Here is a 20,319-nt window from a genome sequence, read left to right as displayed (position 1 = left end):
TCACCGCTTTGCACTTGCTTTCGCAACAATTCGCCCAAATATCCACTCTCAGCCTTGCGCCATTGCCGGACGGAATAAATAATTTCGTTATGGCTGCTGCTATTCGCAACTGGCGCGGCCCCTATTACACTTCCAACCTGGCCCTGAGTGACCCAAAGGATTAGTTTGAATATTGAAACGCGTGAAATCGTATTAGAACCTGCCGACAATCGTCGCCTGCTGAGCCTGTGCGGTCCTTTTGACGACAATATTAAACAACTCGAGCGACGCCTGGGGATTGAGATTAAACGTCATGACAATGCTTTTACGCTCTCAGGACGTACGCTGTGCGTTAACGCAGCGGCTGATATTCTGCGCGATCTCTATGTTGATACTGCCCCGATGCGCGGCAACAGCCCGGACATTGAGCCTGAGCAGATTCATCTGGCGATCAAAGAGAGCCGGGTTTTAGAGCAGACCGCGGAAAGCGTACCGGAATACGGTAAAGCGGTTAACATCAAAACCAAGCGCGGCGTGATCAAACCCCGCACGCCTAATCAGGCGCAGTACATTGCCAATATTTTTGCCCATGACATTACGTTTGGCATTGGCCCGGCAGGTACCGGTAAAACCTATCTTGCCGTCGCCGCAGCGGTTGATGCGCTGGAACGTCAGGAAATACGCCGTATTCTGCTGACGCGTCCGGCGGTCGAAGCGGGTGAAAAACTGGGCTTTTTACCCGGCGATCTGAGTCAGAAAGTCGATCCTTACCTGCGCCCGCTTTACGATGCGCTGTTTGAGATGCTGGGCTTTGAGCGAGTTGAAAAATTGATGGAGCGCAACGTGATCGAAGTGGCTCCGCTGGCCTATATGCGCGGCCGTACGCTGAACGATGCCTTTATCATCCTGGATGAAAGTCAGAACACCACCATCGAGCAGATGAAAATGTTTCTGACGCGCATTGGCTTCAACTCCAAAGCGGTTATCACCGGCGACGTTACGCAGATTGACCTGCCAAAACATACTAAGTCAGGCTTGCGTCATGCTATTGAAGTACTCTCCGAGGTTGAAGAGCTAAGCTTTAACTTCTTCCATAGTGAAGACGTGGTTCGTCATCCGGTGGTTGCGCGTATCGTGACGGCTTATGAAGCCTGGGAAGAAGCAGACCAGAAGCGACGCGATCAACAAACCGAAGAGCGCAAGCGTGAGGCGCTGGCAGCGCAGGCTGCTGCGCAGGAGCCAAAATGAGTGAAGTGATTCTTGATCTGCAACAGGCCTGTGAATCTGACGTCGGCCTGCCGCCAGAATCTGATTTTCAGCGCTGGCTGGAGGCGGTTCTGCCGCAGTTTCAGGAGGAGAGCGAAGTGACGATCCGCATCGTCGATGAGGCGGAAAGCCAACAGCTCAACCATACTTATCGCGGTAAAGAAAAGCCCACCAATGTGCTCTCTTTTCCCTTTGAAGCCCCGCCTGGCATAGAGTTACCTCTGCTGGGCGACCTGATTATTTGTCGTCAGGTGGTTGAGCGTGAGGCGGTCGAGCAGGAAAAATCATTGGAAGCTCACTGGGCGCATATGGTCATCCACGGCAGTTTGCATCTGCTTGGCTACGACCATATCGAAGATGATGAAGCGGAAGAGATGGAAGGCATCGAGACAGAGATAATGCTTGCTCTTGGTTATCCTGACCCGTACATTTCGGAGAAAGAAGCGCCCTGAGCGGCGTGAGTAACAGCAATTCCCATCTGCCAGCATGACGCTGGCAGCCCAATCCGCAGTAGAGAGACCTGAACGTAAACGCCATGAGCGATGACCATTCACAAAATAGCGACAGCCCCAGTAGTAAAAAGGGATTTTTTTCCCTGATCCTCAACCAGCTTTTTCACGGCGAACCAAAAAACCGTGAGGATTTACTGGAACTTATCCGCGATTCCGAACAAAACGAATTGATCGATCAGGATACCCGCGACATGCTGGAAGGCGTCATGGATATCGCGGAACAACGCGTGCGTGACATCATGATTCCACGTTCACAAATGATTACCCTCAAGCGGAATCAGACGCTGGAAGAGTGCCTCGATGTCATTATCGAATCCGCGCATTCCCGCTTCCCGGTGATCAGTGAAGATAAAGATCATGTCGAAGGCATTCTGATGGCAAAAGATTTACTGCCTTTTATGAGCAGCGGATCTGAACCCTTCAGCATGGAAAAAGTGTTACGTTCTGCGGTAGTGGTGCCGGAAAGCAAGCGGGTTGACCGCATGCTGAAAGAGTTCCGCTCGCAGCGCTATCACATGGCTATCGTGATCGATGAGTTTGGCGGCGTCTCGGGTCTGGTGACCATTGAAGATATCCTCGAGTTGATTGTTGGCGAGATTGAAGATGAATATGACGACGAAGAAGATCGTGATATCCGTCAGCTCAGCAAGCACACCTATACCATTCGCGCGTTAACGCCGATTGAAGATTTCAATGAGGTGTTCGAAACCAGCTTCAGCGATGAAGAAGTGGATACGATTGGCGGCCTCGTCATGCAGGCGTTTGGTCATCTTCCCGCTCGCGGTGAAAGCATTACCATCGATGGTTACCATTTTAAAGTTGCGATGGCCGACAGCCGCCGTATCATCCAGGTCCATGTAAAAATTCCGGAAAATTCGGCTCAACCTCAACTGGATGAATAACAGCGTTATGGTTATTGCCTCTGTCCTACAACGCCAGCGGATTCGCCTGTTGCTGGCGTTACTCTCGGGTGCCGTTGGCACCCTTGCTTTTTCTCCTTATGACTTCTGGCCAGCGGCACTTTTTTCGCTGTTTGGTCTGCAGGCGCTAATCCTTAATCGCACCACGCCACAGGCCAGCGCTCTTGGCTTTGCCTGGGGATTTGGCCTTTTTGGTAGCGGCATTAACTGGGTTTACGTCAGCATCGCCACCTTTGGTGGTATGCCTGGCGCTGTAAACGTCTTTCTGGTGATCCTGCTGGCCGCCTATTTGGCCATCTATCCCGCGCTGTTTGCCGCCCTGCTTAATCGCCTGTTTCGTACCACAACCCTGCTACGCCTGGCGATAGCGGCACCGGTTCTGTGGCAGATTACCGAGTTTTTGCGCGGCTGGATCCTCACCGGTTTTCCGTGGCTACAGTTTGGTTACAGTCAGATCAACGGCCCGTTAAAAGGCCTCGCGCCTGTGGCTGGCGTGGAGACCATCACCTTTGTCTTAATGATAGTGGCAGGATTAGCGGTGTACGCTGTGATGCAGCGCCGTTGGCTGCCTGCGATCGCCGCGCTACTGTTACTGGCGCTGCCGTGGCCACTGCGCTTTATTCACTGGTATCAGCCTCTGCCCGATCGCAGCGTTGACGTCGCTATGGTGCAAGGGAATATTCCCCAGTCGCTGAAGTGGGATCCGCAGCAATTGATTAATACGCTGCGTATTTATACCGAACTTACCCGGCCTTTTATCGGCAAGGCGCCCATTATCATTTGGCCTGAGTCGGCAATTTCCGATTTAGAGGTCAACCAGCAGCCTTTCCTGCACAGCCTCGATAGTGCGCTACGTAGCGGCGGTAGCGGGTTAATCACCGGTATCGTTGATTCACGGCTGGAGCAAAATCGCTATCACGATTACAACTCAATTATCGTGCTGGGCGGCGAGCAGGCTTACGATTATCAGAGCAGTAATCGCTACCAGAAAAACCATCTGGTGCCCTTTGGTGAGTTCGTACCACTGGAGAGCCTGCTGCGTCCTCTGGCGCCGTTCTTCGATCTGCCAATGTCCTCTTTCAGCCGGGGTGACTATGTTCAGCCACAGCTGAATGTGGCGGGCTATCATCTCACCGCGGCTATTTGCTATGAAATCGTGCTGGGACAACAGGTGCGCGACAATTTCCGTCCGGATACTAACTTCCTGCTTACCGTGTCAAATGATGCCTGGTTCGGCCATTCAATCGGGCCGTGGCAGCATTTTCAGATGGCCCGTATGCGCGCGCTGGAGCTGGGCCGCCCTCTGCTGCGCAGTACTAACAACGGCGTGACCGCCGTGGTGGATGCTAGCGGTGAGGTGCAAAGCATGATCCCGCAGTTTACGCGTCAGGTGCTGACCACCCGAGTCATGCCAACCAGCGGATTGACGCCTTATGCCCGCACAGGCAATACCACTATCTGGCTGATCACACTGGCTGGCACCGTAATAGCGCTTATTCGCCGCTTCTCACAACGCCGTTAATGCTTTGGGGGCCCTTGCGGCCCCTTTTTTCCACTGCATCTTCCGCGCTCGCTTCAGCATTCTTCTCAATATTGGCATAACGCTTGCTTATCCTTTTATCGGAAAAGTTAACGAAACAGTAATGCTGAGAAATATCCTGGCTAACCGCACCAGAAAAGCACATTCCGGCGCCCTGAATTGGGGCAAACGCGCAGATATGCCTTTTTTTGGTGCGGACTGGCTCTCAAAAAGCGAACAATTCTGTTTCGAGTCGTTAACAATCCGTTATGTTAGGGCTATTCAAAGCGCAAGACGCTTTGGGACGATAAGAAAAGCAGCAAGACGCAGCGCCTGACAGGCTCCCGACCATGCTGGTTTACGCATGGCACCGGTCTGACAACGCATGCATCACCACATCATAATCGGCGCAGGGCAACGTTTGCGTCACCATAGCGAAGGAGTTGTAACATGCAGATGCGCAAAGTGGCTTTATCCCTCTTGCTTATTACTACAGCAGCTGGAGCAGCCCAGGCGGAGGAGCTCACCGGCACGCTTAAGAAGATCAACGACAACGGCGTTATCGTTGTTGGCCATCGCGAATCTTCAGTTCCTTTTTCATATTATGACAACCAGCAAAAAGTCGTCGGTTACTCACAGGATTATTCCAACGCTATCGTTGAAGCGATCAAAACCAAACTGAACAAACCCGATCTGCAGGTCAAAATGCTGCCTATCACGTCGCAGAATCGTATTCCTCTGCTACAAAACGGCACCTACGATTACGAGTGCGGCTCAACCACTAACAACGTTGAGCGTCAGAAGCAGGCCGCCTTTTCCAATACTATTTTTGTGATTGGCACCCGTCTGCTGGTGAAGAAAGGCAGCCCGATTAAAGACTTCAGCGATCTGAAAGGCAAAACGGTGGTGGTAACTTCGGGCACGACCTCGGAAGTGCTGCTGCACAAGCTGAACGATGAGCAAAAACTTGAACTGCGTATTATCAGCGCCAAAGATCATGGCGACTCGTTCCGTACGCTGGAAACCGGCCGCGCTGTCGCCTTTATGATGGATGATGCACTGCTGGCTGGCGAACGCGCCAAAGCCAAGAAGCCGGATAACTGGGAAATTGTTGGCACGCCGCAGTCGAAAGAAGCTTACGGCTGTATGCTACGTAAAGACGATCCGGCGTTTAAAACCTTAGTGGATGAAACCATTGCCAAAGCGCAGACCTCGGGTCAGGCGGAGAAATGGTTTGATAAGTGGTTTAAGCAGCCGATCCCACCTAAAAACTTAAACATGAGCTTTGCGCTGTCGGATGACATGAAAACGCTGTTCAAAACGCCGAATGACAAAGCGTTAAACTAATCAGAAAAACAAGGGCAGCCCGCTGCCCTCTCGATTGCTGTAAAGAAGCATGGACAGACAGAGCGCCGGTCAGTCGTTCCCTGACGGGCGTTAACCACAAGCTTCACATCAATCTTCAGGGTAGCCTCGCTACCCTTTTTTACCGGAGTTTGTTATGGGTATTGATTGGAACTGGGGCATATTTCTTGAACAGGCTCCGTTCGGAAACACCACCTATCTCGGCTGGCTATGGTCGGGGTTTCAGGTCACCATTGCGGTATCGATTTGTGCCTGGGTGATCGCCTTTTTTATCGGTTCGCTGTTCGGGATTCTGCGCACCGTACCTAACCGCTTTCTTTCCGCTATTGGCACCTGCTACGTCGAGCTTTTCCGTAATATCCCGCTGATTGTGCAGTTCTTTTTCTGGTATCTGGTGGCACCGGAGCTGGTCGGTGAAGATCTGGGCATGTGGTACAAATCCGAGCTCGATCCCAACATTCAGTTCTTTCTCTCCTCGATGATTTGCCTTGGGCTGTTTACCGCTGCACGCGTGTGCGAGCAGGTCAGAGCCGGCATTCAGTCACTGCCCAGCGGCCAAAAAAATGCCGGGCTGGCGATGGGATTAACGTTGCCGCAGACCTACCGCTACGTGCTGCTGCCCAATGCTTATCGCGTGGTTGTGCCGCCGTTGACCTCCGAAATGCTTAACCTGGTTAAAAACTCCGCCATCGCTTCCACCATTGGCCTGGTCGATATGGCCGCGCAGGCAGGAAAGCTGCTCGATTATTCCGCGCACGCCTATGAATCCTTCACCGCGATTACGCTGGCCTATATCGCCATCAATATGGTGATCATGTTCATTATGAGTTTGGTTGAGCGCAAGATTCGATTGCCGGGCGCGGCAGGGAGTAAATAATGTACGAGTTTGACTGGAGTTCCATTGTTCCCAGCCTGCCCTATTTGCTGAACGGTTTAGCGATCACGCTGAAAATCACCGTTACGGCGATCGTATTCGGCATTGTCTGGGGCACGCTGCTGGCGGTCATGCGCCTGTCTACGTTCAAACCGATCAGCTGGTTTGCCAAACTGTATGTCAACCTGTTCCGCTCAGTGCCGCTGGTAATGGTGCTGCTGTGGTTTTATCTGGTGGTGCCAAGCTTTTTACAACAGGTATTGGGCCTGTCACCGAAGGCTGATATTCGTTTGATTTCCGCCATGGTAGCGTTTTCGTTGTTTGAAGCCGCCTACTATTCCGAGATTATTCGCGCCGGTATCCAGAGCGTGGCGCGCGGTCAGGGCAATGCAGCACTGGCGCTCGGCATGACACACTGGCAATCGATGAAACTCATTATTTTACCGCAGGCGTTCCGGGCGATGGTGCCGCTGTTACTGACGCAGGGCATCGTGCTGTTTCAGGACACTTCGCTGGTCTATGTACTCAGCCTTGCGGATTTCTTCCGCACCGCCTCGTCTATCGGCGAACGCGATGGTACTCAGGTAGAAATGGTGCTGTTTGCGGGCCTGGTTTACTTTGTGATCAGCCTCAGCGCCTCGCTGTTGGTGAGCTATTTGAAAAAAAGAAGGACAGTGTAAATGATTACCCTGAAGAATGTTTCGAAGTGGTATGGTCACTTTCAGGTGCTAACCGACTGCTCAACCGAGGTAAAAAAAGGCGAAGTGGTGGTGGTTTGCGGTCCGTCAGGATCGGGTAAATCAACGCTGATCAAAACGGTCAACGGGCTGGAGCCCATTCAAAAAGGCGTCATCGACGTCAATGGTATTCAGCTGACCGATAAGAAAACCAATCTGGCGCAGCTGCGTGCCAAAGTCGGCATGGTGTTCCAGCACTTCGAGCTGTTTCCGCATTTAACTATTCTGGAAAACCTGACGCTGGCGCAGGTAAAAGTGCTGAAGCGTGATAAGGCTGCCGCGCAGGAAAAAGGCCTCAAGCTGCTGGCACGTGTGGGATTAACCGCGCATGCCAACAAGAATCCAGGTCAGCTGTCGGGCGGCCAGCAGCAGCGTGTGGCGATTGCGCGTGCGTTGTGTATGGATCCGGTGGCGATGCTGTTTGATGAACCCACCTCCGCGCTGGATCCGGAAATGATCAATGAGGTGCTTGATGTGATGGTTGAGCTGGCGCACGAAGGCATGACCATGATGGTGGTAACCCATGAAATGGGCTTTGCGCGCAAGGTAGCGAATCGGGTGATCTTCATGGACGAAGGCAAAATCATTGAAGATTCACCTAAAGATGCCTTCTTTAACAATCCACAGTCAGATCGGGCAAAAGATTTCCTCGCCAAGATTCTGCACTGATAAATCTGCATCAATGAAAAAGGGGCGAAGCACCGCTTCGCCTTTTCACTCAGGGCTCAAACGGCTGCCGTTGAAACTGATCGTGACCGCACTCTGCACAGCGCGTCAGGGTTTCAGGCGTATAGATAGCGCGGGTGAAATGGCATTTCTCACACACTAAATTACCTAATCCCACCACCTCGCCGCTTTGATAGACGCCGTGATGATGCAGATCCTGGAACACCTCGCGCCACTCAAGCTGACTTTTATCGGTAATGTCTGCCAGTTCCTTCCAGATGCTTTCTCTGATTACGCGCATGAACACGCTGTCGCTGGCGGGCGATTCCGTCTTCTGATAGCTGCGGGCAAACTCGCCTAAATCTCGGCGCACCGCGCGCGTGACCTCATCGACCTGTTCCGGTGTGAGTTCACCGCGTGATAAAAGCTGGTCATGCGCATCGCTAACCAGTGCATCCACATCACGATCGCCCTGATGCAAGCGCTCGGTTAATGAGGCCAACAGATCGCGATAGGTTTGCGCAACCTTATTCATTTTATTGCTCCTTTTAGCCCATAAGTGACCTATTAAGAATAGCGCGTCTGGTAAATTTGCCGTGTCGTTCGTCAGGGGAGAATCAAATATTGCCGTGCGGCTTCCAGCTTAATGAGAAATGCGCCGGGCCCTTCCCTGAAGTGTTGTTGCTGCCAGGCCTTATCGGCTATGCTATGCGGATCTAAATGAGACGATTTAAGCTTCGCGCTATTCACAAAGGACTCCCGGCTGCCATGCAAGAGCAATTCCGCCCTGAAGAGATAGAATCCCACGTCCAGCAATACTGGCACGAAAATCAAACTTTCAAAGTGACCGAACAGGAAGGCAAAGAGAAATATTACTGCCTTTCCATGCTGCCCTATCCTTCTGGCCGCCTACACATGGGACACGTGCGTAACTACACCATTGGTGATGTGATCGCCCGTTATCAGCGCATGCTGGGTAAAAACGTGCTGCAGCCAATCGGCTGGGACGCATTCGGCCTGCCAGCGGAAGGTGCTGCGGTTAAAAACAATACCGCACCAGCGCCCTGGACCTACGACAACATCGAGTACATGAAAAACCAGCTGAAGCTGCTGGGTTTTGGTTATGACTGGAGCCGCGAGTTGGCTACCTGTCAGCCAGAATACTATCGCTGGGAACAGTGGTTCTTCACCAAGCTCTATGAGAAAGGCCTGGTCTACAAAAAGACCTCGGCGGTGAACTGGTGTCCAAACGACCAGACCGTGCTGGCCAATGAGCAGGTGATCGATGGCTGCTGCTGGCGCTGTGATACCAAAGTGGAGCGCAAAGAGATTCCACAGTGGTTTATTAAAATCACCGATTATGCAGAAGAGTTGCTCAACGATCTCGATAAGCTGGAAGAGTGGCCTGAGCAGGTCAAAACCATGCAGCGCAACTGGATTGGCCGCTCTGAAGGGGTTGAAATCACCTTTAAGGTTGCGGAAAGCGAAGAGACCGTCACCGTGTATACCACGCGCCCGGATACCTTCATGGGCGCAACTTACGTTGCCGTAGCCGCGGGTCATCCGCTGGCGACTCAGGCCTCTGTGAATAATCCCGTGCTGGCTGATTTCATCGCCGAGTGCCGCAACACCAAAATGGCTGAAGCGGACATGGCGACCATGGAGAAGAAAGGCATGGCAACCGGCCTGCACGCCATTCATCCGCTGAGCGGTGAAAATGTGCCTGTCTGGGTGGCTAACTTTGTGCTGATGGAATACGGCACCGGCGCGGTAATGGCAGTACCGGCGCATGACCAGCGTGACTGGGAATTCGCCACTAAATATGACCTGCAAATCAAACCGGTCGTGTTGAATCTTGACGGCAGCGCGCCGGACATCAGCGCAGCGGCCATGACCGAAAAAGGCACGCTGTTCAACTCAGGTGAGTTCGACGGGCTGGATCACGCCGCAGGCTTTGATGCTATCGCTACGGCGCTGGCTAATAAAGGCGTCGGCGAGCGCAAAGTGAATTACCGTCTGCGTGACTGGGGTGTATCGCGCCAGCGTTACTGGGGTGCACCGATTCCAATGGTCACGCTGGAAGATGGCACCGTGATTCCAACACCAGAAGATCAGCTGCCGGTTATTCTGCCGGAAGATGTGGTCATGGATGGTATCACCAGCCCGATTAAAGCCGATCCTGAATGGGCTAAAACTACTGTTAATGGTCAGCCTGCGCTGCGTGAAACCGATACCTTTGACACCTTTATGGAGTCCTCCTGGTATTATGCGCGTTACACCTGCCCGGACTATGACAAGGGCATGCTGGATCCGGCAGCGGCTAACTATTGGCTGCCGGTGGATCAGTACGTGGGCGGTATTGAACACGCCATCATGCACCTGATGTACTTCCGTTTTTATCACAAGCTGCTGCGTGATGCTGGCCTGGTGACCTCTGACGAGCCGGCAAAGCGCCTGCTGTGTCAGGGCATGGTGCTGGCGGATGCCTTCTATTACGTTGGCGTAAACGGTGAACGTAACTGGGTTTCTCCGGTTGACGTTACCGTTGAGCGTGACGAGAAAGGCCGTATCACTAAAGCCAGCGATGCCGCCGGTCATGAGCTGATCTACGCGGGCATGAGCAAAATGTCGAAGTCGAAAAACAACGGCATCGATCCGCAGGTCATGGTTGAGCGTTACGGCGCCGATACCGTGCGCCTGTTCATGATGTTTGCCTCACCGGCAGATATGACGCTGGAGTGGCAGGAGTCCGGCGTAGAAGGGGCAAACCGCTTCCTGAAGCGCGTCTGGAAACTCGCTTTTGAACACACCGCTAAAGGCGGCGTCAGCGAACTGAACAGCGCCGCGCTGAATGATGAGCAGAAATCACTGCGTCGCGATCTGCACAAAACCATCGCAAAAGTGGCGGATGATATCGGTCGTCGTCAGACCTTCAACACCGCTATTGCTGCCATTATGGAGCTGATGAACAAGCTGGCGCGTGCGCCGCAGGAAAATGATCAGGATCGTGCACTGATGCAGGAAGCGTTACTGGCGGTAACCCGTATGCTTTATCCTTTCACGCCGCATACCAGCTTTGTGCTGTGGCAGGCGTTGGGTGGCAGCGGCGATATCGACAATGCGCCATGGCCGCAGGCCGACGAATCCGCCATGGTAGAAGATACCGTGCTGGTGGTGGTGCAGGTGAACGGCAAGGTGCGCGGTAAAATTACCGTTGATGCCGCGGCTACGCAGGAGCAGGTTCAGGCGCGCGCGGCGGAAGAGCATCTGGTGGCAAAATATCTGGAAGGCGTCACCATCCGTAAAGTGATTTATATCCCAGGCAAACTGCTTAACCTGGTTGTAGGTTGAGTTCAGGAGGAAGTGTGCGACATCCGATTCTGAGTATGTTTCTGGGGCTGGCGGTGTTAATCACCGCCGGTTGCGGCTTTCATCCTCGCGGCACCACGCAGGTGCCGTCTGAAATGAAAACCCTCATCGTCGACAGTGGCGACCCGTATGGACCGCTGGCGCGTGCGGTACGCCAGCAGCTGCGTATCAACAACGTTAAAATTGTTGAGGACAGCAAGAAAAATCGTATCAATATTCCTTCGCTGCGTTTGCAGGGTGAAGTGCAGGGCCGCGACACCGCGACCGTTTTTCGTGATGGTAAAACGGCCGAGTACTCGCTGGTCATGACGTTGAATGCGCAGGTCTTGTTGCCCGGTAAGGGCATTTATCCAATAAGCACCACGGTCTATCGTTCGTTCTTCGATAACCCGCAGGCGGCGCTGGCTAAAGATACCGAGCAGGACATGATCGTGCAGGAGATGCGTCAGCGTGCAGCCGAGCAACTGGTGCGCAAGCTGCTGACGGTTCATGCGGCACAGCAGAACAACAAAGCGACCCTGCCGGAGCCGGAGATCATTGAGCCCGGCAGCGGATCCGCAGAAGTGCCCTCTTCTTCGGCAACCAGCCTGCAATGATCAGGATTTATCCTGAGCAACTTGGCGCGCAGCTCCGTGAGGGGCTGCGCGCCTGTTATTTCCTGCTGGGCAATGAGCCGCTTCTGCTGCAGGAAAGTCAGGATGCCATACGCTCTGCAGCACATCAGCAGGAATTTACTGAACATCTCAGCATGCCGCTGGATGCCAGCACCGACTGGGAAACCATTTTCAGCGTATGCCAGGCGTTAAGCTTGTTCGCAACGCGGCAAACCCTGACCTTAACCTTGCCAGATAACGGCCCCAATGCCGCTATCGCCGAACAGTTACTGAAACTCAGCACGCTGCTGCACGACGACATTTTGCTGATCGTGCGCGGTAATCGGCTGACCAAAGCTCAGGAAAATGCCGCCTGGTTTAAAGCATTAAGCAGCAATGCGGTGCTGGTTCCCTGCCAGACGCCGGAACAGGCTCAGCTGCCGCGCTGGATCGCCAGCCGCGCCAAAGCGATGCAACTGACCATTGACGACCCTTCGGTTCAGCTGTTGGCTTATTGCTATGAAGGCAATCTGCTGGCGTTGTCGCAGGCGCTCCAACGTCTGTCGCTGCTGTGGCCCGATGGCAAACTGACGCTGCCTCGTGTCGAGCAGGCGGTCAATGATGCAGCACATTTCACGCCGTTTCACTGGGTTGATGCGCTGCTGGCCGGTAAAAGCAAACGCGCGCTGCATATTTTGCAGCAGCTGCGCAGTGAAGATGGCGAACCGGTAATTTTGTTACGTACCGTGCAGCGCGATCTCATGACGCTGTTAACGCTGCAGCGTAACGTTAACAATCAGCCGTTGCGCACGCAGCTTGATCAACTGCGCGTCTGGCAAAATCGACGCCAGCTGTTTACCGACGCGCTGCAACGTTTGAATCTGCAGCGCCTGCATCAGGCGATCTCCCTGCTGACGCAGATGGAGATTACGTTGAAGCAGGATTACGGCCAGTCGCTCTGGTCACAGCTGGAGACGCTCTCGCTGATGTTATGTCATCCTCAATTTCCAGCGGCGTTCGCCAGTGAATAGCCCGGCGCTGCAGGCGCTGTTTGGCGGCACCTTTGATCCCATCCATTATGGTCATCTGCGCCCGGTGGAGGCACTGGCTCGCCAGATCGGGTTACAGCAGGTCACGCTGCTGCCCAATAATGTTCCGCCGCACAAACCGCAGCCGGAAGCGAGCGCAGCTCAGCGGGTAGCGATGATTGAACAGGCAATCGCCGATCGTCCCCTGTTCAACATCGATCTGCGCGAATTGCAGCGACAAACGCCCTCTTACACCGTGGAAACCCTGCGCGGATTACGTGCTGAACGTGGCCCACAGCAACCGGTAGGATTCATTATCGGTCAGGATTCCTTGCTGACGCTGCACCACTGGCATCAGTGGCAGGAACTGCTGGAATTGTGCCACCTGTTGGTGTGTAAAAGGCCCGGCTATCCGGCTGAGATGGCCAATGAAGAGATGCAGAACTGGCTCGACCGCCATGTTTGCCGCGACACGGCGCGCTTTCACCAGCAGCCGCACGGCTTAATTTATCTGGCCGATACGCCGATGATAAATATTTCCGCCACCGAAATCCGTCAACGATATTTACAAAAACAATCCTGCAGCGATCTGCTGCCCGACGCGGTTATCGATTATATTAGCCATGCTGGCTTGTATCGCGGCTAAGGCACGCATGATATACTACGCCGCTTAATTTTCGGCAAGGCGCCGGGCTGCGCAACGCGGGTTCACCTCTGCGGCAACAGCCGTTTATCATCTGCGCCCGCTACTCCCACTAATCTGATGTTATCGAAGGGGAACCTTTTGCAAGGTAAATCACTCCAAGAGTTCGTTATTGATAAGATTGATGATCTTAAAGGTCAGGATATCGTTTCACTGGATGTGCAGGGTAAATCCAGCATCACCGACTGCATGATTATCTGCACCGGTACGTCCACTCGTCATGTTATGTCTATTGCCGACCATGTCGTGCAGGAATCACGCGCCGCAGGTCTGATTCCATTAGGTATTGATGGTAAGAACACCGCTGACTGGGTCGTGGTCGATCTGGGCGAAGTGATTGTCCACGTTATGCAGGAAGAGAGCCGTGTTCTGTATGAGCTGGAAAAACTCTGGAGCTAAGCGGTGAAATTGCAGCTGGTTGCCGTTGGCACCAAAATGCCGGATTGGGTACAAACCGGCTTTATGGAGTACCTGCGTCGTTTCCCGAAGGATATGCCGTTCGAGCTGATCGAGGTCACGGCGGGTAAACGCGGCAAAAATGCTGATATCAAACGCATTCTGGAAAAAGAAGGCGAAGCGATGTTGGCGGCGGTCGGCAAAGGCAATCGCATTGTGACGCTTGATATACCGGGTCAGCCGTGGGAAACGCCACAGCTTGCTCAGCAACTTGAACGCTGGAAACAGGACGGACGTGATGTCAGCCTGCTTATCGGCGGTCCGGAAGGACTGGCTCCCGCCTGCAAAGCCGCAGCGGAGCAGAGCTGGTCACTCTCAGCCCTCACCTTGCCTCATCCGCTGGTGCGCGTGTTGGTGGCGGAGAGTTTATACCGTGCATGGAGTATCACGACCAATCATCCTTATCACCGTGAATAAACCACAGAGCTAACCGGACAACTCAAGCAGCGGATGAAATTACAACGTAACTCATTTCGAGATTATACCGGCGAGCAAACCCTGTTTGTGCGCCGTGCGCTGATCGCATTTTTTGGCATTCTTCTCCTCTCCAGCATTCTGGTGGTTAATCTTTACCACCTGCAGATCCTGCGCTTCGAAGATTACAGTACGCGCTCCAATGAGAACCGTATCAAGCTGGTGCCAGTGGCGCCGAGCCGCGGTATTATTTACGATCGTGCCGGCACGCCGCTGGCGCTGAATCGCACGATCTATCAGGCCGAACTGGTGCCGGAAAAGGTCGATAATTTGCAGCAGACGCTACAGGCGCTGCGTCCGGTGCTTGATCTCACCGATGACGATCTTGATGCGTTTGAGAAAGAGCGCAAGCGCTCACGCCGCTTTACCTCAATTGCATTAAAGACCGGGCTGAACGACGTGCAGGTCGCGCGTTTTGCCGTTAATCAGTACCGCTTTCCTGGCGTTGAGGTCAAAGGCTATCAGCGCCGTTATTATCCTTACGGTCCGACGTTAACCCACGTGGTGGGCTACGTATCCAAAATTAATGATCGCGACGTTGCGCGCCTCGACAAAGAGGGGCTGTGGCCTAACTACGCCGCGACTCACGATATCGGCAAACTCGGTATCGAAAACTTTTATGAAAACGTCCTGCATGGCAAAACCGGCTATGAAGAGGTTGAAGTCAACAACCGCGGGCGCGTGATCCGTCAGCTGCATGAACAGTCGCCTCAGGCGGGCCGTGATATTTGGCTGACTATCGATCTCAAGCTGCAGCAATATATCGAAACGCTGCTGGCTGGCAGCCGGGCGGCGGTAGTGGTTTCGGATCCACGTACCGGCGAACTGCTGGCGCTGGTCTCGACCCCGAGCTACGACGCCAACCTGTTTGTTGACGGTATATCCAGTAAGGATTACAAGGCGCTGCTCAGCGATGAAAATCGCCCCCTCTACAACCGCGCCATACAGGCGGCCTATCCGCCCGCCTCAACCGTTAAGCCCTACGTTGCTGTTTCAGCGCTCAGCGCTGGCGTTATCAACCGCAATACCAGCCTGTTCGATCCGGGCTGGTGGCAGCTGCCGGGTTCTGAAAAGCGTTACCGTGACTGGAAAAAGTGGGGCCACGGCCGGCTGAACGTCACCAAGTCGCTGGAAGAGTCAGCGGACACCTTTTTCTATCAGGTCGCCTATGACATGGGCATCGATCGTCTGGGCGAGTGGATGAACAAGTTCGGCTATGGCGAGCGCACCGGCGTCGATTTGCCGCAGGAAAATCCCGGCAACATGCCAACCCGCGAATGGAAGCAGAAGCGGTTCAAAAAACCGTGGTATCAGGGCGACACCATTCCGGTCGGCATCGGCCAGGGTTACTGGACCGCTACTCCGCTGCAGATGAACAAAGCGATGATGATTCTGATTAACGATGGCCAGGTGAAGGTGCCGCATTTGCTGCGCGCCACCCGTGAGAATAATCGACTGGTTCCCTGGCGTCAGCCGCCGGGTCAGCCAATTGCCGATATTCACTCCGGCTACTGGGAAATTGCCAAAGATGGCATGTATGGCGTTGCCAACCGCGCCAACGGCACGGCGCACAAAAGCTTTGCCGATGCGCCTTACAAAATTGCGGCCAAATCGGGAACGGCGCAGGTCTTTGGCCTGAAAGAAAACGAAACCTATAACGCCCACAAAATTGCCGAGCGCCTGCGCGATCACAAACTGATGACCGCCTTTGCCCCTTATGACAAACCGCGCGTTGCGGTAACGATTATTCTGGAGAACGGCGGCGCAGGTCCGGCGGTGGGAACCGTGATGCGTCAAATCCTCGATCATATTATGTTAGGCGACAATAACACCGTGCTGCCCGACGCCGCGCCGGTGCCACCCGGCTACGAAGGTGAATAATCATGTCCATGAGCGATAGTCCGCAAAAAAGATCGATCTGGACACGTCTCCATATCGATCCCATTTTCTTAGTCATTATTTCCGGGCTGCTGATCTACAGCGCCTTTGTGATGTGGAGCGCCAGCGGCCAGGACCCGGGTATGATGGAGCGCAAAATCGGCCAGATTCTGATGGGGCTGGTGGTGATGATTACGCTGGCTCAGGTGCCGCCGCGCGTCTATGAAGGCTGGGCACCCTATCTCTATGTCGTCTGTGTCATCTTACTGGTGGCGGTTGACGCCTTCGGCCAAATCAGTAAAGGCGCGCAGCGCTGGCTCGATCTCGGCGTGGTGCGCTTTCAGCCGTCGGAGATCGCTAAAATCGCCGTACCTTTGATGGTGGCGCGCTTTATCAACCGTGACGTCTGTCCGCCCACGCTGAAAAACACCGGTATCGCACTGATACTGATTTTTTTACCCACGCTGCTGGTGGCTGCGCAACCCGATCTCGGCACCTCTATTCTGATCGCTGCATCCGGACTGTTCGTGCTGTTCCTGTCGGGCATGAGCTGGAAGTTGATTGGCGTGGCGGTGCTGCTGGTTGCCGCCTTTATTCCGGTGCTCTGGTTCTTCCTGATGCACGATTATCAGCGCGACCGCGTCATGATGCTGCTCGATCCCGAGAGCGATCCGCTGGGTGCTGGTTATCACATTATTCAGTCAAAAATCGCTATTGGTTCCGGTGGTCTGCGCGGCAAAGGCTGGCTGCATGGCACCCAGTCACAGCTGGAGTTTTTGCCGGAACGCCACACCGACTTTATCTTCGCGGTATTGGCTGAAGAGCTGGGCCTGGTGGGCGTGCTGATTCTGCTGGCCCTGTATCTGCTGGTGATCATTCGAGGCCTGATGATTGCAGCTAAAGCGCAAACTACCTTTGGCCGCGTGATGGCGGGTGGCCTGATGCTGATTTTATTCGTTTATGTCTTTGTTAACATCGGCATGGTTAGTGGTATCTTACCGGTAGTTGGCGTGCCGTTGCCGTTAGTCAGCTACGGCGGTTCAGCGTTGATTGTGCTTATGGCGGGATTTGGCATTGTGATGTCGATCCACACTCATCGAAAAATGTTATCGAAAAGCGTTTAAGAGGCTTCACACATGCGTAAGGACTGGCTTTGGATTGGCGTGGCTTCACTGTTGCTGGCCGCCTGTAGCACCAACGATCAACAGGCACCGATTTCATCGCAACAGCCTGCCGCTTACAACGGACCGGTGGTGGAAATCGGCGGCGTTGAGCCGCGTTATGAACCTGTGAATCCGGCCACCAGCCAGGATTACAGCGTCAACGGCAAAAACTACCGTATCGTTAAGGATCCGTCGAACTACAGCGAAACGGGCCTTGCCAGCTGGTACGGCGAGGAAGCCAACGGTACGCGCACCGCCTCGGGCGAGAACTTTGATCCCGAAGCCCTTACCGCAGCGCATCCCACGCTACCCATCCCCAGCTACGTTCGCGTGACCAACATCGCCAACGGCCGACAGATTGTAGTGCGTATCAACGACCGTGGCCCTTATAAGCCAGGCCGCATTATTGACCTGTCGCGTGCGGCGGGCGATCGCCTGAACATCTCTAATAACAGCAAGGTGCGCATTGATTTTATTAATGTGGCGCCAGACGGCACGCTTTCCGGTCCCGGTACCATCGGCACTCGCGTCGCTAAACAGAGCTATGCCCTGCCCGCACGTCCGGATATCGCTGGCGGCGGCATGACGGTGCTCGGTACGCCATCGGCACCGGCGCCAGAGATGAACCAGGGTGAGAGCCATCCGGTTGACAACAGCACGCTAAACAGCGAAAGCGATGTGGGCGCACCGGTGCGCAGCAGCGGTTTCCTTGGTGCACCACAGCCGCTGCCAGGCGGCGTGCTGGAAAGCAACGAGCCTGCGCCTGCTGCTCCGGCCATGACTCAGCCCGCTCCCCCTGCCGCTGCCAGTGCCACAACGGCGCATCCGGCAGTTGGTTATGTTGTGCAGGTCGGCGCGGTGAAAGATCCCGCTCGTGCGCAGCAGCTGATGAATAATCTGAGCCAGCGCTTCAGCGTCCCGGGTGCGGTTGAAGCTGCAGGTGATGTGCAGCGCGTGCAGCTTGGCGGCTTTAAAACCCGTGCGGAAGCAGCCGCCCTGCAGCAGCGCCTGAAAAGTGAAGCGCAGATCGATGGCTTTATTACCAGCGCTCGCCCTGAAATGTAAGCACTGAGCAATGTCTGATCACAACGGAATGGCGAGACAGGATGCCGGTAAAACCGGCATTTGTTATAGTAAGCCACTTTTTTAAACCTAACCCCATGGATGCCGTCGTCCCACACATGAACACTTTGAAACCTGCTTCTCTCTTTAAACGTTTATCAGTGGGATCGCTGATCGCACTTAGCCTTAGCCATTTCGCCCTGGCTGAAGATGTTAATCTGAAAACGATGATTCCGGGCGTGCCCGATATCGATGCCGAAGCCTATGTGCTTATCGACTACAACTCAGGAAAAGTGCTGGCAGAGAAAAATGCCGATGCGCGACGCGATCCTGCCAGCCTGACCAAAATGATGACCAGCTACGTTATCGGTCAGGCGGTGAAAGCGGGCAAAATCCATCAGGATGATATGGTCACCGTGGGTCAGGATGCGTGGGCGACCGGCAATCCGGTGTTTAAAGGCTCATCGCTGATGTTCCTGAAGCCAGGCGATCGCGTGCCGGTATCCCAGCTGACACGCGGCATTGTGCTGCAGTCAGGTAACGACGCCTGCGTGGCGATGGCCGATTATGTTGCCGGCAGCCAGGATGCGTTTGTTGGTCTGATGAACAACTACGTTAAGGCGCTTGGCCTACAGAATACCCATTTCCAGACGGTGCACGGTCTGGATGCCGATGGTCAGTACAGCTCAGCGCGCGATATGGCACTGATTGGCCAGGCACTGATTCGTAACGTGCCGGAAGAGTATTCGGTTTATAAAGAGAAAGAGTTTACCTTCAATAATATTCGTCAGACCAACCGTAATGGTTTGCTGTGGGATACCAGCCTCAACGTTGACGGCATCAAAACGGGTCATACCAGTGCGGCAGGTTATAACATTGTCGCCTCAGCAACCGAAGGCCAGATGCGTCTGATCTCTGCCGTATTGGGCGGACGCACCTTTAAAGGGCGCGAAGTTGAGAGTAAAAAATTGCTGACCTGGGGTTTCCGCTTTTTTGAAACCGTTGCGCCGCTGAAAGCGGGCAAAGAGTTCTCATCTGAGCCGGTGTGGTTTGGTAATCGCGATCGGGTTGAGTTGGGCGTGGATAAAGATGTTTATCTCACTATCCCCCGTGGCCGCATGAAAGATCTGAAAGCGAGCTATGTGCTGACCAACACTGAACTGCATGCGCCGCTGAAGAAAAATCAGGTAGTTGGCAGCATTAACTTCCAGCTGGATGGCAAAACCGTTGAGCAGCATCCGCTGGTGGTGCTGAATGAAGTGCCGGAAGGCGGCTTCCTTGGCCGCATCGTGGATTACATCAAACTGATGTTCCACCACTGGTTCGGTTAAGCCCGGCGCGGCGAGAGGCTTGAATTTCTCCCTCGCCGCCCTTATAACATTATTATCTCTCGCTCCCGCTTCGGCGGGAGCCTTTTTTGTGCACCGGAGTTATTATGAAAACCAATCTGAAAGAGCTGCTCGAATTTCCCTGCCCGTTTACCTACAAAGTAATGGGTCTGGCGCAACCGGAGCTGGTTGATCACGTGGTTGAAGTGGTGCAAAGGCATGCGCCTGGCGATTACTCGCCGGATGTGAAACCCAGCAGTAAAGGTAATTATCACTCGGTTTCTATTACCATTACCGCCACGCATATTGAGCAGGTTGAAATCCTGTATGAAGAGTTAGGTAACATCGAAATTGTTCGTATGGTGCTCTGACCTTGCCCGACGGCAAAGGGCGTTTGGTGTTGCCCTTTGCCAGCGTTATACTGCCC

At 54.0% G+C, this 20,319-nt stretch carries 20 protein-coding genes; 19 read left to right on the top strand and 1 reads right to left on the bottom strand.

Going from position 1 to position 20,319, the window contains the following annotated elements; all coding sequences use genetic code 11:
- Window positions 1–165: 165 nt before the first annotated feature.
- The 8 genes from EM595_RS05370 to EM595_RS05335 all read left to right on the top strand — a co-directional run bounded on the left by EM595_RS05370 (window position 166) and on the right by EM595_RS05335 (window position 7,841).
- Window positions 166–1,227: a PhoH family protein gene (locus EM595_RS05370; protein WP_067428677.1), complete on the top strand. Its 1,062-nt coding sequence runs from the start codon at window positions 166–168 to the stop codon at window positions 1,225–1,227.
- On the top strand, window positions 1,224–1,697 hold the full coding sequence (gene ybeY / locus EM595_RS05365; RefSeq protein WP_067428674.1) for an rRNA maturation RNase YbeY: 474 nt from the start codon (window positions 1,224–1,226) through the stop codon (window positions 1,695–1,697). The genes EM595_RS05370 and ybeY overlap by 4 nt, the downstream gene beginning before the upstream one ends.
- A gap of 83 nt (window positions 1,698–1,780) precedes the next feature.
- Window positions 1,781–2,659: a CNNM family magnesium/cobalt transport protein CorC gene (gene corC, locus EM595_RS05360; RefSeq protein WP_067428672.1), complete on the top strand. Its 879-nt coding sequence runs from the start codon at window positions 1,781–1,783 to the stop codon at window positions 2,657–2,659.
- 7 nt (window positions 2,660–2,666) lie between these two features.
- Window positions 2,667–4,199 (top strand): apolipoprotein N-acyltransferase, encoded by a 1,533-nt coding sequence (lnt, locus tag EM595_RS05355; RefSeq protein WP_067435200.1) that lies wholly within the window; start codon window positions 2,667–2,669, stop codon window positions 4,197–4,199.
- 447 nt (window positions 4,200–4,646) lie between these two features.
- Window positions 4,647–5,543, top strand: a complete 897-nt coding sequence (locus tag EM595_RS05350) for an amino acid ABC transporter substrate-binding protein (protein ID WP_067428669.1) — start codon at window positions 4,647–4,649, stop codon at window positions 5,541–5,543.
- 154 nt (window positions 5,544–5,697) lie between these two features.
- On the top strand, window positions 5,698–6,438 hold the full coding sequence (locus EM595_RS05345; protein WP_067428665.1) for an amino acid ABC transporter permease: 741 nt from the start codon (window positions 5,698–5,700) through the stop codon (window positions 6,436–6,438).
- Window positions 6,438–7,115: a glutamate/aspartate ABC transporter permease GltK gene (gltK, locus tag EM595_RS05340; protein WP_067428662.1), complete on the top strand. Its 678-nt coding sequence runs from the start codon at window positions 6,438–6,440 to the stop codon at window positions 7,113–7,115. The genes EM595_RS05345 and gltK overlap by 1 nt, the downstream gene beginning before the upstream one ends.
- The gene (locus EM595_RS05335) at window positions 7,116–7,841 is read left to right on the top strand and encodes an amino acid ABC transporter ATP-binding protein (protein ID WP_067428659.1); all 726 of its coding nucleotides are present in this window, start codon (window positions 7,116–7,118) and stop codon (window positions 7,839–7,841) included.
- Window positions 7,842–7,890: 49 nt separating this feature from the next.
- On the opposite strand, the gene EM595_RS05330 is transcribed toward EM595_RS05335, so the two are convergent.
- Window positions 7,891–8,373 (bottom strand): zinc ribbon-containing protein, encoded by a 483-nt coding sequence (locus EM595_RS05330; RefSeq protein WP_067428656.1) that lies wholly within the window; start codon window positions 8,371–8,373, stop codon window positions 7,891–7,893.
- A gap of 233 nt (window positions 8,374–8,606) precedes the next feature.
- On the opposite strand from EM595_RS05330, the gene leuS reads away from it, so the two are divergent.
- The 11 genes from leuS (at window position 8,607) to ybeD (ending at window position 20,263) form a co-directional block, all read left to right on the top strand.
- On the top strand, window positions 8,607–11,189 hold the full coding sequence (gene leuS, locus EM595_RS05325) for a leucine--tRNA ligase (protein WP_067428654.1): 2,583 nt from the start codon (window positions 8,607–8,609) through the stop codon (window positions 11,187–11,189).
- A gap of 14 nt (window positions 11,190–11,203) precedes the next feature.
- Entirely contained in the window at window positions 11,204–11,803 is a 600-nt protein-coding gene (lptE, locus tag EM595_RS05320) for an LPS assembly lipoprotein LptE (protein ID WP_067428651.1), read from the top strand.
- Complete coding sequence (holA, locus tag EM595_RS05315) at window positions 11,800–12,831, top strand: DNA polymerase III subunit delta (protein WP_067428648.1); 1,032 nt, start codon at window positions 11,800–11,802, stop codon at window positions 12,829–12,831. Before lptE ends, holA begins: the two co-directional genes overlap by 4 nt.
- Complete coding sequence (gene nadD, locus EM595_RS05310) at window positions 12,824–13,474, top strand: nicotinate-nucleotide adenylyltransferase (protein WP_067428645.1); 651 nt, start codon at window positions 12,824–12,826, stop codon at window positions 13,472–13,474. The genes holA and nadD overlap by 8 nt, the downstream gene beginning before the upstream one ends.
- Before the next feature lie 138 nt (window positions 13,475–13,612).
- Entirely contained in the window at window positions 13,613–13,930 is a 318-nt protein-coding gene (gene rsfS / locus EM595_RS05305) for a ribosome silencing factor (RefSeq protein ID WP_067428642.1), read from the top strand.
- Window positions 13,931–13,933: 3 nt separating this feature from the next.
- Window positions 13,934–14,404, top strand: coding sequence for a 23S rRNA (pseudouridine(1915)-N(3))-methyltransferase RlmH (gene rlmH / locus EM595_RS05300; RefSeq protein WP_067428638.1), 471 nt, complete (start codon window positions 13,934–13,936; stop codon window positions 14,402–14,404).
- 33 nt (window positions 14,405–14,437) lie between these two features.
- Window positions 14,438–16,342: a peptidoglycan DD-transpeptidase MrdA gene (mrdA, locus tag EM595_RS05295; protein ID WP_067428634.1), complete on the top strand. Its 1,905-nt coding sequence runs from the start codon at window positions 14,438–14,440 to the stop codon at window positions 16,340–16,342.
- A gap of 8 nt (window positions 16,343–16,350) precedes the next feature.
- On the top strand, window positions 16,351–17,463 hold the full coding sequence (gene mrdB / locus EM595_RS05290; RefSeq protein WP_067435197.1) for a peptidoglycan glycosyltransferase MrdB: 1,113 nt from the start codon (window positions 16,351–16,353) through the stop codon (window positions 17,461–17,463).
- A gap of 12 nt (window positions 17,464–17,475) precedes the next feature.
- Window positions 17,476–18,567, top strand: a complete 1,092-nt coding sequence (rlpA, locus tag EM595_RS05285; RefSeq protein ID WP_067428633.1) for an endolytic peptidoglycan transglycosylase RlpA — start codon at window positions 17,476–17,478, stop codon at window positions 18,565–18,567.
- 116 nt (window positions 18,568–18,683) lie between these two features.
- Window positions 18,684–19,895, top strand: coding sequence for a D-alanyl-D-alanine carboxypeptidase DacA (dacA, locus tag EM595_RS05280; protein ID WP_067428629.1), 1,212 nt, complete (start codon window positions 18,684–18,686; stop codon window positions 19,893–19,895).
- Between the two features lie 104 nt (window positions 19,896–19,999).
- Window positions 20,000–20,263, top strand: a complete 264-nt coding sequence (gene ybeD, locus EM595_RS05275) for a DUF493 family protein YbeD (RefSeq protein ID WP_067428626.1) — start codon at window positions 20,000–20,002, stop codon at window positions 20,261–20,263.
- Window positions 20,264–20,319 lie beyond the last annotated feature (56 nt).

It is taken from the genome of Duffyella gerundensis, from assembly GCF_001517405.1.
Classification (GTDB): Bacteria; Pseudomonadota; Gammaproteobacteria; order Enterobacterales; family Enterobacteriaceae; genus Duffyella; species Duffyella gerundensis.
This window is presented reverse-complemented; position numbering and strand designations above follow the sequence as displayed.

Excerpts from the sequence above, each read along its gene's own strand:
- ybeY (WP_067428674.1), top strand. The coding sequence starts at position 1,224 with ATGAGTGAAGTGATTCTTGATCTGCAACAGGCCTGTGAATCTGACGTC.
- corC (WP_067428672.1), top strand. The coding sequence starts at position 1,781 with ATGAGCGATGACCATTCACAAAATAGCGACAGCCCCAGTAGTAAAAAG.
- lnt (WP_067435200.1), top strand. The coding sequence starts at position 2,667 with ATGGTTATTGCCTCTGTCCTACAACGCCAGCGGATTCGCCTGTTGCTG.
- EM595_RS05350 (WP_067428669.1), top strand. The coding sequence starts at position 4,647 with ATGCAGATGCGCAAAGTGGCTTTATCCCTCTTGCTTATTACTACAGCA.
- EM595_RS05345 (WP_067428665.1), top strand. The coding sequence starts at position 5,698 with ATGGGTATTGATTGGAACTGGGGCATATTTCTTGAACAGGCTCCGTTC.
- gltK (WP_067428662.1), top strand. The coding sequence starts at position 6,438 with ATGTACGAGTTTGACTGGAGTTCCATTGTTCCCAGCCTGCCCTATTTG.
- EM595_RS05335 (WP_067428659.1), top strand. The coding sequence starts at position 7,116 with ATGATTACCCTGAAGAATGTTTCGAAGTGGTATGGTCACTTTCAGGTG.
- EM595_RS05330 (WP_067428656.1), bottom strand. The coding sequence starts at position 8,373 with ATGAATAAGGTTGCGCAAACCTATCGCGATCTGTTGGCCTCATTAACC.
- leuS (WP_067428654.1), top strand. The coding sequence starts at position 8,607 with ATGCAAGAGCAATTCCGCCCTGAAGAGATAGAATCCCACGTCCAGCAA.
- holA (WP_067428648.1), top strand. The coding sequence starts at position 11,800 with ATGATCAGGATTTATCCTGAGCAACTTGGCGCGCAGCTCCGTGAGGGG.
- mrdA (WP_067428634.1), top strand. The coding sequence starts at position 14,438 with ATGAAATTACAACGTAACTCATTTCGAGATTATACCGGCGAGCAAACC.
- mrdB (WP_067435197.1), top strand. The coding sequence starts at position 16,351 with ATGAGCGATAGTCCGCAAAAAAGATCGATCTGGACACGTCTCCATATC.
- rlpA (WP_067428633.1), top strand. The coding sequence starts at position 17,476 with ATGCGTAAGGACTGGCTTTGGATTGGCGTGGCTTCACTGTTGCTGGCC.
- dacA (WP_067428629.1), top strand. The coding sequence starts at position 18,684 with ATGAACACTTTGAAACCTGCTTCTCTCTTTAAACGTTTATCAGTGGGA.
- ybeD (WP_067428626.1), top strand. The coding sequence starts at position 20,000 with ATGAAAACCAATCTGAAAGAGCTGCTCGAATTTCCCTGCCCGTTTACC.